We start from the raw sequence: 12,338 nt of genomic DNA, 5'->3' as shown, positions 1-12,338 counted from the left end.
TCTCAAAAATGCCATTTTTGGAAGGTATCGGGTGTGAGGGATCAATTGCCTGCTCTTTCAGCATAAATGAAATTCGATAAGTCTAGACGGTGTAAAAGATATAGGGGATATATATAATGAGCCCAACTGCCACGGCTGCTATGGCGGCAAAGAAAACAGCTCCTGCCGCAACGTCTTTTATGCGTCCTATTTTTACGTGATAATCGGCATGTACAAAGTCGGCAATGTTTTCAATAGCAGTGTTTACACCTTCAGTAGCCATTACCAGCCCAATAGCAAAGATTTGCATGACCCATTCAGTCGGGGTAATTCCGAAGAAAAACCCCGCAATGGTCATAATCACGGCAATAACAAATTGCACCTGAATACTGGGCTCATGGCGCAGTAGCAGCCACGCACCTTTTATTGCATAACCACCTCCTTTGATTCGGCCGGTGATGAAATTATACATTATAGCAATGGTTTAAGAGCTTCCAGGTAGTTAGGCTCATCTTCAATCTTATCTACCTGTTCGGTGTGGAGAATCTTTCCGTTCTCATCGAGCACAATAACTACGCGTGACAATAATCCTTCCATAGGGCCATCTATGATCTCGAGGCCATAATCTTTTCCGAAGTTGCGTTCCCTGAAGTCTGAAAGGTTTACGCCATTAGAAATTTCATTGACTTTCCTGAACCGCTCCTGGGCAAATGGCAGGTCCCTGGAAATATTTAGTACCACCACGTTCTCAAGATCGGCTGCCCGCTCACTAAAGTTGTTTACCGAGGTGGCGCAAACGTTGGTATCAATACTGGGGAATATATTCATGATCACTCGCTTACCCTTAAAATCCTGAAGGGTGGCAACGCTGAGGTCTGATTTTAATAATTCAAAATGCGGAGCTCTTTCCCCTTTTTCCGGCAGGTGGCCATAAGTAGTAATAGGTTTTCCTTTATGCGTTATTTGTGACATATCGACTTTTCTTAGGTTGAGCTACTAAAATTAAAATTTTGGGGATGGTATTTTACTAAAATTGTCATAAAACAAAAAGGCTGCCTCAAAAACGAGAGACAGCCTTTATTATCTATGTATTGTGCGGGTCTATTTATCTATAGAACTCAACACTTTTTTCATGAAGTTGTTTGCCGCATCTCTTTCGGGCGTTCCTTCATCTATCATATTCTGAACTTCAAGAGCACCACAAATGTTGCTGATCAACTCTCCAATCACATCCATTTCTTCCTCACTCACCGACCTGTGGTCGCAGAACGATTCTAAAACTTCAAGTGTGTTTTCAAGCCTTTCTTTATCGTTGTTCTTTTGCAGGTGTCTAATTACTGGTAACTTCATTAACTAGGTCTTTTAAAAGTTCAAATTTGTTGGTTTGCACCTGGTTTACAAATGCACCGTTTTTAAAAGTGGCAAAAGTTGGCAAATTGTCTACTTTGGCCATTTTCCTGGATTCAGGATTCTTTTCGGCATCAACCAGGAGAAAAGTTGCGTTTTCATTTTCGGCAGCAAGCTTCTTGAACTTGGGCTTCATCACCCTGCAGTTACCGCACCATCCGGCCATGTACTGTACAACTACAGTTTCATTATCGGCAACTACTTCCGCCAAATTATCTTCAGTCAATTCTCTCATTGTAATGCGTTTTTTAGTTAGAGCTTAGGTAAGATGCTACTCCCTTACGGTTTGCACTCATGGCATCTTTTCCTTCTTCCCAGTTTGCAGGACAAACCTCACCTTTTTCCTGTACGTGAGTGTAAGCATCGATCAAACGGATGAATTCTTTTACGTTTCTACCAAGTGGCATGTGGTTAATACCTTCGTGGAATACTGTTCCTTCTTCGTCAATAAGGTAAGTAGCACGGTAAGTTACGTTATCACCTTCTACAGTGTAGATACCGGTTTCTTCGTTGTAGCTCTCGTTTGTAATGTCAAGGATGCCAAGTTGGTTAGCAAGGTTCCTGTTAGAGTCAGCAAGGATAGGATAGGTAACACCTTCAATTCCTCCGTCGTCTTTTGGAGTATTTAACCAGGCAAAGTGAACCTCTGGAGTATCACATGAAGCACCAATTACCATTACATTTCTTTTTTCAAACTCAGCAAGAGCTTCCTGAAATGCGTGTAGTTCTGTAGGGCAAACAAAGGTGAAATCTTTTGGGTACCAAAAAAGCAAAACTTTTTTACCGTTATTTTTAGCTTCCTCGAATACGTTGATCTTAAAAGTATCACCCATATCGTTCATAGCGTTTACTTCTAAGTTTGGAAATTTTTTTCCTACTAATGCCATAGTATTTTAAGTTTTTATTATTGATTTAATTCGAGTGCAAAGATAAAAACAAAGAGCGGCCCTACTAAGGCCGCAAATCTTTATTTTTTATTTTGTTATAGGTTTTTCTAATGCTATTATTCTTTTTGTATAACTTATTGTTATTAAGTTGTTGCTTTGTCTGCCAGCTGTCTTATTTTAATATTGAAAGCTGCATAGAATAAGGTCATGAATGGGCTTAGGTAGTTAAAAATAGCATAAACGAAGTAAGAAGCTACCGGCACACCAAGCACCCCGCTGTGATAAGCACCACAGGTATTCCACGGAATAAGTACAGAGGTAACGGTACCCGAATCTTCTAACGACCGGCTAAGATTCTCGGGTGCCAGGCCTTTATCGCGGTAAGCTTTGGCAAACATTTTTCCCGGTACCACAATAGCTAAATACTGGTCAGATGCTGTGGCGTTAAGCGTAATACAGCTAAAGACGGTGCTGGCAAAAAGTCCGAAAGTAGTGTGGAACAGGTTAAGAAGGGCTTTACTAATAGTAGCAAGAGCGCCAATGGCATCCATGATCCCACCAAAGACCATGGCGCAGATAATAAGCCAAATGGTCCCCAGCATTCCATACATTCCTCCCGAAGAGAAAAGATCGTTGAGTTGGGCGTTATCTGTAGTGATCGAAGTGTCTATGGTTATTGAATTCATGAGTCCCACATAAGCCGCTTCAAACGAAAGGTGCTCATAACCAGATACGGCAGTTACCACCTCTGGCTGAAAGATCAATGCAGCAGCAGCACCCAGTAGCGTCCCAAGAAGCAGGGCAATGAGGGGAGACGTTTTCATGACGATGAGTACAATAACCAGTACAGGTACTGCAAACAGCCAGGGGCTGATATTAAACGCACTGTCAATCGACGCCAGAATGGCGCTTGTATCTGCAGTTCCCGATGGTTCTACTGTAAATCCAAGAATAATGAAAACAATGATAGTGATCGCGATGGTGGGTACCGTCGTGAGGGTCATATATCGTATGTGAGTAAAAAGATCTGTCCCGGCCATGGCAGGGGCTAGGTTAGTGGTATCACTAAGGGGCGACATCTTATCTCCAAAATATGCACCCGAAAGTATCGCACCGGCAGTCATTCCTACCGAGATACCCAGAGCTTCGGCAATTCCTATTAATGCAATCCCTACAGTCGCCGAAGTGGTCCAGCTACTTCCGGTGGCCACAGAGATCACCGAACAAATGACCACGGTTGCTGCCAGAAAAATGGTAGGATTGAGTATCTGTAATCCGTAGTAGATCATCGTGGGGATAATTCCACTAATAAGCCAGGTGCCTGCCAAAGAGCCTACCATAAGCAGGATAAGGATTGCACCGGTGGTAGATTTAATATTATTGGCCACCTCCTCAATCATGGTGTCGAACTTCACCTTGTTGAACATTCCAACTATGGCCGCAACCGCTGCTCCCAATAGAAGGATGAACTGGTTGGAACCGCTAAGGGAGTCGTCTCCATAAACAAAAACGTTGTACGCCAGCATTCCAACTAAGGCAAATACAGGAAACAATGCTTCCCAAATATTCAACTCACGATTTTCAAGAACTTTTGTGTCTTTGATGAATTTTTCGTCTTCCATTTAAGGGGGTGTAAATTTTTGAATGCGTAATGTTACGATTTTTCGTTAAAAGTCAAAAGGTGAGACTTCAATACTTGGCTATGAAAATACCCTTTTGAACAGAAAAAAACAATTTGTATAGCTTCTGAACAATCTGCAGTTAAAATAAAAAAGCGGAAACTTCAATTTGAAATTTCCGCTTTTGTTTAATTTATATGAGATATTTTATCCTAATTCAAGTGCAATTTCCACCATTCCTTTAAAAGTGCTTTCGCGTTCTTCGGTAGTGGTTTTTTCTTTCGTCACCAAAGAGTCAGATATGGTAAGAAGAGAAAGGGCGTTTACCCCGTGTTTAGCTGCAATTGTATACAAGCCAGAGGATTCCATTTCTACACAAAGCACCCCGAAATTAGACCACATTTGATAAGATTCAAATTCATCGGCGTAGAATTCATCGCTGGTAAGTACATTCCCTGCCTTTACCTCGATGTTCTTTTCTTTTGCTTTTTCAATAGCCTGCTGAAAGAGACTGAAACTTGCAGTAGGTGCAAAATCGGCTCCCTGAAATCTATACTGATTAATTCCTGAAGTTGATGAAGCCGCCATGGCAATAACGATATCACGAAGCTTCACACTTTTTTGATAAGACCCGGCGCTACCAACTCTAATGAGGTTTTTTACACCAAATTCATTGATCAATTCGTGAGCATAAATGGAAATTGAAGGTACACCCATCCCGGTTCCCTGAACCGAAATCTTTCGTCCCTTATAAGTACCTGTGTACCCAAACATGTTGCGTACCTGGTTGTAACAATTTATGTCTTCAAGATAAGTTTCTGCAATCCATTTTGCTCTTAATGGATCTCCTGGTAACAATACTGTTTCTGCTATATCGCCTTTTTTGGCGCCAATGTGTATGCTCATTTTTTTAATTCCTTTACAATTGATATTCCCGAAGAAGTTCCTATTCTTTCTACTCCTGCTTCAATGAAAGACAAAGCGGTGTCAAGATTCTTTATACCTCCAGATGCTTTTAATTTTGCCTTCCCTTCAACCGCTTTTTTCATTAACTCAATATTTTCGAGTCGGGCGCCGTCATTGCCAAATCCGGTAGAGGTTTTTACAAAATCGGCTTTTGCTTTTACAGCAATTTCGCTGGCCAAAACAATTTCCTGAGGGGTGAGGTAGCATGTCTCAATAATTACTTTGAGAACCTTATCACCTACCGTCTTTTTAATTTCGGCGATCTCTTCTTCTACTTGTTTGAAGTTTTTGGACTTCAGTTCCCCAATATTGATCACCATGTCAACCTCTTCAGCGCCATCTTTGAGAGCTTGTTGAGTCTCAAATACTTTAGCGGCAGTAGACATAGCTCCCAAAGGAAAACCAACCACCGTACAAACTTTTACATCAGTTCCTTCAAGTTCTTTTTTAGCAAGAGGTACAAAACCGCTGTTCACGCAAACCGAGAAAAAATTGTACTCTTTAGCTTCTTTACATAGCTCCACAATATCCTCACTGGTAGCTGTTGCTTTGAGAATAGTGTGATCTATGTACCTGTTAATCTCTATCATGAATATTTATTTAAAACAAAAATGTGACAAATATGCCGGTCAATATATGATGAGGGGCACCGTATGTGCGGTCACCTGTCTCACCGGCAAAACCTCACAAATATAAAGATTCAAACTCGCTTTAAGACTATATGTTGATAAAATATAAGGTTCCAAAAATGGCATTTTTGGAACCTTATATGAAAATATTATTTCCTAAGATATTTACTTCGGAAGTATTCTAAAGCGCTATTTAGTTTGTTGCTGCTTCCGAAGGTTTTAGGATACCCACTTTTTCCATGCACTCCCTCATCATCCTGTAAGTGCGCTCAACATCATTGTCAAGACCAATAGAGAATCTTATGATTCCGTCAGAAAGTCCCATTTCTTTTTGCTCTTCTTCAGGAATTTCCGAAGAAGTCGAGGTTCCGGGGGCACTAAAGAGGGTTTTGTAGAACCCGAGGCTTACTGCAAGGTAGCCAAGGTTTTTTTCCTGCATCATTTCCATAAGGGCATTGGCTTTATCAAGGGAACCGGCATCTACAACCAACATTCCGCCGTAACCGTACTCCTTGTTCATCATGCTTTTGTACATTTCATGTCCCGGATGGCTTTTTAGACCGGGATATACAGTTCTAAGGCCGTCCTGCTCAAATTTTTCGGCAAGGAAAAGGGCATTGTGGCTGTGTTGTTTCATTCTAATGTGCAGGGTGCGCAGGTTCTTTAGAATAGAAGCAGCCCGCATAGAATCCATCGTTGGGCCCAGCAGCATACTGGCTCCGTCATTCACACTTCTAAGTTCATTGATAAATTCCTGGGTTCCGCAAACCACGCCCCCTACAGTATCGCTGGAGCCGTTAATGAATTTTGTAAGACTGTGAATCACCGCATCGGCACCCATAGTTACTGGCGAAATGGCAAGAGGCGAAAAAGTGTTATCTACCACGAATTTAAGTCCGTGTTTTTTTGCTATTTCTGAAAGTCCTTTAAGATCGGCTACTTCCAGTAAAGGGTTACTTACGGCTTCACAGTAAATTACCTTAGTGTCTTTGGTTATAGCAGCTTCTACCTTTTCAAGGTTGGTGATATCAACAAAAGAAGTAGTGATGTTTAAACGGGGTGCAAAGTTCTTGAGGAAGGCGTAGGTCCCGCCGTAAATGGTGCGGCTGGAAATAATGTGATCTCCTGCCTGGCACAGTTGTAGTAAAACCGGGGTGATAGCGCCCATTCCACTAGCTGCCACGTTTGCAGCCTCGGTACCTTCCATAGCCGCAAGTGCTTCGCCCAAATATAAATTGGAAGGGGAGGAGTGACGGGAATATAAATAACAACCTTCGGCGTTACCTTCAAAGGTGTCAAACATTGTCTTTGCTGAAAGGAAGGTGTAAGTAGAAGAATCGGAAATACTCGGGTTTACCCCTCCAAATTCTCCAAAGTACTGCAGGTCCTGTATCTTATCTGCCGGTTTAAATTTCATGATGTTTATATTTTTATTCTATCCAAAGAAAAGAAATTTCAGAAATAAAATCAACGATGATGCTCCTGCACAGAATATTTATCTGCCAAAAATGACATTTTTAGATAATATTTCAGATATATTTGTTTATATACATTATTTCAGGAAAAATTACGGAATGATTAGCGATCCCACCGATAAAAAACTGCTGGCTTTACTGCAGGAGAACTCAAAAAAGACCAACAAAGAACTGGCCGGAAAACTGGGGCTTTCAGTTACTGCTGTTTATGAACGGATAAGGAAACTGGAACGTGCCGGGGTAATTTCCAAATACGTAGCCCTTGTAAGACCCGAAAAAGTGGAGCGTTCCTTTACAGCTTTTTGCCACATCAAACTGGTGCAGCATACCAAAGGGAATGTTACCGGCTTTGAAAGCCAGGTTACCAAACTGCCCGAGGTGCTGGAGGTTTTTCACGTGAGCGGTGAATATGACTATATTCTGAAAGTAATGGTGAAGGATATGGAGGCTTACCGGGAGTTTATGCTCAACAAGCTCACCACGCTGCAACACATTGGCAGTACCCAAAGTACTTTTGTTATAAGTCCCGTTAAAAACACCACCGAGTTAAGTGTTTAAGGTTCAAGGTTCAAGGTTCAACGTTCAAGGTTCAACGTTTAAGGTTCAGGAGCCAAATTTTCTTTATCTCACATCTCATATCTAATATCTAATATCTCATATCTAATATCTCATATCTAATATCTAATATCTCACATCTAATATCTCCCAAAACAATCCAGTCTTTTCATTTGTCATTAATAGTCGTACTTTTGTTATTCTTGTAAAAACTCAACAAAAAACTTACTTATGAGCAAATATGATGTTGCTGTTATAGGTTCAGGCCCGGGAGGATATGTCGCTGCCATTCGTTGCGCGCAATTGGGGATGAAAACCGCACTTATAGAAAAGTATTCCAGTCTTGGAGGCACCTGTTTAAACGTGGGATGTATTCCCAGCAAGGCGCTACTCGATTCTTCACATCATTACGATGATGCCGTGAAGCATTTTGAAGAGCACGGGATTGAAATTCCGGGGGAGGTAAAAGTGAACCTGGAAAAAATGATCGAGAGAAAACGTTCTGTGGTGAACCAAACGGTAGACGGGATAAAGTTTCTTATGAACAAGAACAATATCGAGGTTTTTGAAGGTGTGGGTTCTTTTAAAGATGAAACTCATATCAACATCAAAAAATCTAACGGTGAAACCGAAGTTCTTGAAGCTAAAAACAGCATTATTGCAACAGGTTCAAAACCGGCGAATCTTCCATTTATAAAGCTTGACAAAGAAAAGATCATCACTTCTACAGAAGCTCTTGAACTTAAAGAAATTCCCGAACACCTTATTGTGATTGGTGGCGGAGTGATAGGTTTGGAACTTGGGCAGGTATATATGAGGCTCGGCGCAAAAGTTTCGGTTGTGGAGTATATGGACAGTATTATTCCTACAATGGATGCTGCCCTTGCCAAAGAATTGACCAGGAGCCTTAAGAAGCAGGGAATGAAGTTCTATGTTTCGCACCAGGTGAATTCTGTAGAGCGTAACGGGGATGAAGTCGTGGTCAAAGCCAAAGACAAAAAAGATAAAGAAGTAGAATTTAAAGGGGATTACTGCCTGGTTTCTGTAGGTCGTAAACCTTATACTGAAGGACTTAATGCTGAAGCTGCGGGAGTGAAAATTGACGACCGTGGAAGGGTAGAGGTGAATGCCCAGCTCCAAACTTCAGCAAAGAATATTTATGCCATAGGAGATGTGATCAAAGGGCCAATGCTGGCGCACAAAGCTTCGGAAGAAGGAACTCTTGTTGCTGAAGTTATCGCCGGACAAAAGCCGCACATCGATTACAACCTAATTCCGGGTGTGGTTTATACATGGCCTGAAGTTGCCGCCGTTGGTAAGACCGAAGAGCAACTAAAAGAAGAAGGTGTAAAATATAAGGAAGGAAAATTCCCTATGCGTGCCCTGGGAAGATCAAGAGCCAGTGGAGATATCGACGGAATGGTGAAGATACTTTCCGACGAAGCTACAGATGAGGTACTTGGCGTGCACATGATAGGTGCCCGGGTAGCCGATCTTATTGCTGAAGCTGTGACTGCCATGGAGTTTCGTGCCTCGGCCGAAGATATTTCAAGGATGAGCCATGCTCACCCCACCTATGCTGAAGCCGTTAAAGAAGCTGCCCTTGCAGCCACCGATAACAGGCCGATTCATTCATAGATTCAGCTTAATATACATTCAAAATGATCTCTCAAAAATGCCATTTTTGGGAGATTATTTTTTTTATATGCTGCTGATTAAAAAAGTTTTAATTGCTTGATTTCGATTCATCTCTTTCACTACATTTATACTAAATTAAATATGCAAAAAGATGCCTAAAGAAAAATCACCTTCAAAGAATTCAGCTAAGAAAGAACCCGTTCTAAGCCTGAAAGAAAAGCGTGCCGCCAAAGCCGCCAAAAAGAAGACCAGAAACTAAATTTGTTCTCTTATTCTATTCTAATAGAATAAGAGGCTTTAAATTCCTGAGAAGGCATTAATTCGTTAATGCCTTCTTTCGTTTTTAGATCCTGATTAGTATTTTCGATATCGGCATAACCTAGCCATGGTTCAAGACAAACGAAAGGAGCTGCCGGTTTTGACCATATTCCCAGGTGCCTGAAATCTTCATATTCAACAGTAAGAATATTTTTGCCGGAATTATTTTTCAAGCTGAGTCTTTTCGAGGGGATATCTTTAAAAATAAGAGCATCCCGGTCAAAAAGGTTTTTATAAAGCTGAATCTTTTTATCATTTTTGAGCACTTCAACCGTCTGCTCTTTGATTAAACCTTTGTTAGTGAGGGTATAACTGTGGAGGTCCATATCCCTATCAAACTCAAGAAAATAATCTTCCATAGATTCATCTTCATAGAGCGGAACATTAAAAGCAGGATGCCCGCCGAGGGAAAAATAGAGCGGCTTCTCATCAAGATTAAGGACTCGATGAGAAACACACACTTTATTTTCTTTGAGGGTAAAACTTATTTCGAAAGTAAATTTGAAAGGATATATTTTCAGGGTTTCTTCAGAATAGCTTAGCTCAAAGACCAGCTGCTTTTCATGCTGTTCTTTAAGAGTAAAATTTTTGTTGTGCCTAAGAAAGCCATGTCTTGACAAAGAATATTTATTGCCTTCAAAGAAGTAAGTATCTTCTTTTAGACCTCCAACAACAGGAAAAAGGTTTGGGGCCTGTCCACTCCAAATTTCGGAATTTCTCTGCCAGATATATTCAAGTTCACTTCCGTTCTTTTTCAGGCTGCAGAGTTCAGCACCGGTTTTTCGTACCCCTATACTTAATTGATCGTTCTTTATTTTGTACATGAATGTAACTGATTTTCTTAGCAGGAAAATTGAAAATCAAATTTAGCTTATTGGTGCTACATTAGGAAGTAGAAGTCTTCAGAAGTTCTCTTCAATAGAAAAAAGATTTCTGAGTTCCTGAATTAATTCTGAATAGGTTTTCCACTTTGACCTTTTTCTAAAGATCTCTATTATTCATCGCTCACGAATTTGAAAAATTTACTTTCTCCACCATCTTTGGTTTCTTCCTGGTAAAGGAATTGTAAATTATTTTCGTCGAATATCCTGAAGAACTCTTCCCACGAGATATTTTTGAGATTATCTTCTGCATAACCAGGGAAATTGATGCGGAGTAACCCCCCACCTTCACTACTGTTTGTTGTACTTTCTACCACTGCAGGTTTTCCGTCTCTTTCTTCGGTCCAGTTTTTAATTGTGTTATGATCTTTTGTGGTCTTAGAATCTGACTGTGCCATGTTTGCTGATTTTAAGTTTATTATGCCTCTAAATTCCCATTTTTGGAACGGAACCAAAAGACTTTTAACAGCAAAAAAATATAATTGTTAAGCTCTTGTGAATCGGGGGCTGCTGTTAATTTCTCTTCTTAAACAGTCTCAATTTCCAGTAACCCCGCTTAAAATAAATAAAAGCGGCAAGGGCAGCAATGAGATTCGAAATTGGAAACGCCCACCAGATCCCTTCGTAGCTAAGGTCGGTTTTGTGCGAAAGCATAAAAGCCACAGGAAACCTGATGATCCAGAGGTTGAGGATTGAAATGAGCATTGAGGCTTTGGTGAATCCTGCACCATTAAAAACCCCGTTTAAAACCTGCTGCACGCCTAAAAGTCCGAAGCTTGGAGCCATGATCTTTATGAAGTATGCGGCATCATTAATAACTTCAGGGTCGTTAGGAATAAAGAAAGCTGTTATGGGAACAGCAAAGAAGAACATGAGAATTCCCATGCCTGTTAGGCCGAAAAAAGCGATCTTGCTACTTAAATTCGCAACCTTCTCTGCTCGCTTAATTTTAATCGCCCCAATGTTTTGTCCTACGAGGGAGGTGGTGGCAATAGCGAGCCCCAGTGCCGGGATAATGATAAAGCTTAAGATTCGGGCGCCAATCCCGTAGGCTGCCACCACTTCGCTTCCAAAACCCGTTACAAGCACTACCATAAAGGTCATTCCCAGGGCCCTGGTTGATTGTTCTATACTGGCAGGAATTCCAAGATTAACAATCCGTTTTAAGGTAGAAATGTGAGGTCTCATTTGGTTAAAATGAATCCTGATTCCGCTCCTGCCTCTAAAAAGGATCCACAGGCCTATGACTGCCGAAAGTGCCTGGGTAATAATACTTGCAACTGCTGCCCCGGCTACCCCATATCCGGGTATGGGACCATATCCATAGATAAATAGCGGGTCCAGGATAAGGTTAAGGAATACGGTGAACAGTACGATATAAACGGGCATCATCACATTTCCTATCCCGCGCATGAGCGACTGGAAGGAGAAGAACATAAAGAGAAACACAAATCCAATGGAAGAGACCTGAAAATAACTCACTGAATCTTCCAGGATTTCAGGGCCTGCACCAATGAGTTTCATGAGCGGCGCAGCTGCAAAATAGCTCAACACCGAAAGTAATAAGGATATAAAAAAGATCAGGGAAATAGTCTGCGATGAATTAAAATCTACTCTTTTTTGATCTTCGGCACCATAGTATTGAGAGACCAGCACGGTTCCGGCCAAAGTTAAGCCCGAGCCCAGTGACAATACAAGGAATAACAGTGGGAAACTGATGCTTACTGCAGCAACAGCATTTGCACCCAGTCTACCCAGCCAAAAGGTATCGATTAGCTGGTAAGCGGTTTGGAGTATGTTTGCCAGGATTATAGGAACGGCGAGGTGGAAAAGGGACGTAAAGATCCCTCCTTCAGTATATTTCCTTTTTTGATTCATGTGCCACAAAAATACGGCAGGCAGATGCTATTTTATGCTAAAACTTTAATAATTCCTTTTAAGCTCAAAAACAGCACCTGGAAAAGATTTAAAATTATCCCTGATA

The 12,338-nt window shown here is 41.2% G+C and carries 14 protein-coding genes; 2 read left to right on the top strand and 12 right to left on the bottom strand.

The annotated features are described in order from the left end of the window. Positions 1 to 82: 82 nt before the first annotated feature. The 9 genes from ACQ93I_RS10315 to ACQ93I_RS10275 form a co-directional block, all read right to left on the bottom strand. Positions 83 to 451, bottom strand: coding sequence for a diacylglycerol kinase (locus tag ACQ93I_RS10315; RefSeq protein ID WP_266069002.1), 369 nt, complete (start codon positions 449 to 451; stop codon positions 83 to 85). Next, positions 451 to 951: a thiol peroxidase gene (gene tpx, locus ACQ93I_RS10310; protein WP_431698444.1), complete on the bottom strand. Its 501-nt coding sequence runs from the start codon at positions 949 to 951 to the stop codon at positions 451 to 453. Before tpx ends, ACQ93I_RS10315 begins: the two co-directional genes overlap by 1 nt. Positions 952 to 1,080: 129 nt before the next feature. Further along, the gene (locus tag ACQ93I_RS10305; RefSeq protein WP_431698443.1) at positions 1,081 to 1,329 is read right to left on the bottom strand and encodes a DUF6952 family protein; all 249 of its coding nucleotides are present in this window, start codon (positions 1,327 to 1,329) and stop codon (positions 1,081 to 1,083) included. After that, positions 1,310 to 1,621 (bottom strand): thioredoxin family protein, encoded by a 312-nt coding sequence (locus ACQ93I_RS10300; RefSeq protein ID WP_266068999.1) that lies wholly within the window; start codon positions 1,619 to 1,621, stop codon positions 1,310 to 1,312. Before ACQ93I_RS10300 ends, ACQ93I_RS10305 begins: the two co-directional genes overlap by 20 nt. 13 nt (positions 1,622 to 1,634) lie before the next feature. Then, entirely contained in the window at positions 1,635 to 2,273 is a 639-nt protein-coding gene (locus ACQ93I_RS10295) for a peroxiredoxin (protein ID WP_266068998.1), read from the bottom strand. Positions 2,274 to 2,416: 143 nt separating this feature from the next. Then, positions 2,417 to 3,895, bottom strand: coding sequence for a Na+/H+ antiporter NhaC (gene nhaC / locus ACQ93I_RS10290; protein WP_431698442.1), 1,479 nt, complete (start codon positions 3,893 to 3,895; stop codon positions 2,417 to 2,419). A gap of 204 nt (positions 3,896 to 4,099) precedes the next feature. Continuing rightward, positions 4,100 to 4,798 (bottom strand): purine-nucleoside phosphorylase, encoded by a 699-nt coding sequence (deoD, locus tag ACQ93I_RS10285; RefSeq protein WP_431698441.1) that lies wholly within the window; start codon positions 4,796 to 4,798, stop codon positions 4,100 to 4,102. Beyond that, positions 4,795 to 5,445, bottom strand: coding sequence for a deoxyribose-phosphate aldolase (deoC, locus tag ACQ93I_RS10280; RefSeq protein WP_345599859.1), 651 nt, complete (start codon positions 5,443 to 5,445; stop codon positions 4,795 to 4,797). Before deoC ends, deoD begins: the two co-directional genes overlap by 4 nt. Before the next feature lie 235 nt (positions 5,446 to 5,680). Next, on the bottom strand, positions 5,681 to 6,904 hold the full coding sequence (locus ACQ93I_RS10275) for an aminotransferase class I/II-fold pyridoxal phosphate-dependent enzyme (protein WP_431698440.1): 1,224 nt from the start codon (positions 6,902 to 6,904) through the stop codon (positions 5,681 to 5,683). A gap of 157 nt (positions 6,905 to 7,061) precedes the next feature. Between ACQ93I_RS10275 and ACQ93I_RS10270 the strand changes: the two genes are divergently transcribed. After that, positions 7,062 to 7,520 carry an Lrp/AsnC family transcriptional regulator gene (locus ACQ93I_RS10270; RefSeq protein WP_266068994.1) on the top strand — a complete coding sequence of 153 codons (459 nt, stop codon included), beginning with the start codon at positions 7,062 to 7,064 and terminating at the stop codon, positions 7,518 to 7,520. A gap of 228 nt (positions 7,521 to 7,748) precedes the next feature. Next, on the top strand, positions 7,749 to 9,155 hold the full coding sequence (gene lpdA, locus ACQ93I_RS10265; protein ID WP_431698439.1) for a dihydrolipoyl dehydrogenase: 1,407 nt from the start codon (positions 7,749 to 7,751) through the stop codon (positions 9,153 to 9,155). 269 nt (positions 9,156 to 9,424) lie between these two features. On the opposite strand, the gene ACQ93I_RS10260 is transcribed toward lpdA, so the two are convergent. The 3 genes from ACQ93I_RS10260 to ACQ93I_RS10250 all read right to left on the bottom strand — a co-directional run bounded on the left by ACQ93I_RS10260 (position 9,425) and on the right by ACQ93I_RS10250 (position 12,232). Then, entirely contained in the window at positions 9,425 to 10,297 is an 873-nt protein-coding gene (locus ACQ93I_RS10260; RefSeq protein ID WP_431698438.1) for an aldose 1-epimerase family protein, read from the bottom strand. A 170-nt stretch (positions 10,298 to 10,467) separates the two neighbouring features. Next, entirely contained in the window at positions 10,468 to 10,752 is a 285-nt protein-coding gene (locus ACQ93I_RS10255) for a hypothetical protein (protein ID WP_431698437.1), read from the bottom strand. 115 nt (positions 10,753 to 10,867) lie between these two features. Continuing rightward, the gene (locus ACQ93I_RS10250) at positions 10,868 to 12,232 is read right to left on the bottom strand and encodes an MATE family efflux transporter (protein WP_431698436.1); all 1,365 of its coding nucleotides are present in this window, start codon (positions 12,230 to 12,232) and stop codon (positions 10,868 to 10,870) included. Positions 12,233 to 12,338 lie beyond the last annotated feature (106 nt).

It is taken from the genome of Salinimicrobium sp. WS361 (genome assembly GCF_050750585.1).
In the GTDB taxonomy this organism is placed as follows: domain Bacteria; phylum Bacteroidota; class Bacteroidia; order Flavobacteriales; family Flavobacteriaceae; genus Salinimicrobium.
This window is presented reverse-complemented; position numbering and strand designations above follow the sequence as displayed.

Excerpts from the sequence above, each read along its gene's own strand:
- ACQ93I_RS10315 (WP_266069002.1), bottom strand. The coding sequence starts at position 451 with ATGTATAATTTCATCACCGGCCGAATCAAAGGAGGTGGTTATGCAATA.
- tpx (WP_431698444.1), bottom strand. The coding sequence starts at position 951 with ATGTCACAAATAACGCATAAAGGAAAACCTATTACTACTTATGGCCAC.
- ACQ93I_RS10305 (WP_431698443.1), bottom strand. The coding sequence starts at position 1,329 with ATGAAGTTACCAGTAATTAGACACCTGCAAAAGAACAACGATAAAGAA.
- ACQ93I_RS10300 (WP_266068999.1), bottom strand. The coding sequence starts at position 1,621 with ATGAGAGAATTGACTGAAGATAATTTGGCGGAAGTAGTTGCCGATAAT.
- ACQ93I_RS10295 (WP_266068998.1), bottom strand. The coding sequence starts at position 2,273 with ATGGCATTAGTAGGAAAAAAATTTCCAAACTTAGAAGTAAACGCTATG.
- nhaC (WP_431698442.1), bottom strand. The coding sequence starts at position 3,895 with ATGGAAGACGAAAAATTCATCAAAGACACAAAAGTTCTTGAAAATCGT.
- deoD (WP_431698441.1), bottom strand. The coding sequence starts at position 4,798 with ATGAGCATACACATTGGCGCCAAAAAAGGCGATATAGCAGAAACAGTA.
- ACQ93I_RS10275 (WP_431698440.1), bottom strand. The coding sequence starts at position 6,904 with ATGAAATTTAAACCGGCAGATAAGATACAGGACCTGCAGTACTTTGGA.
- ACQ93I_RS10270 (WP_266068994.1), top strand. The coding sequence starts at position 7,062 with ATGATTAGCGATCCCACCGATAAAAAACTGCTGGCTTTACTGCAGGAG.
- lpdA (WP_431698439.1), top strand. The coding sequence starts at position 7,749 with ATGAGCAAATATGATGTTGCTGTTATAGGTTCAGGCCCGGGAGGATAT.
- ACQ93I_RS10260 (WP_431698438.1), bottom strand. The coding sequence starts at position 10,297 with ATGTACAAAATAAAGAACGATCAATTAAGTATAGGGGTACGAAAAACC.
- ACQ93I_RS10255 (WP_431698437.1), bottom strand. The coding sequence starts at position 10,752 with ATGGCACAGTCAGATTCTAAGACCACAAAAGATCATAACACAATTAAA.
- ACQ93I_RS10250 (WP_431698436.1), bottom strand. The coding sequence starts at position 12,232 with ATGAATCAAAAAAGGAAATATACTGAAGGAGGGATCTTTACGTCCCTT.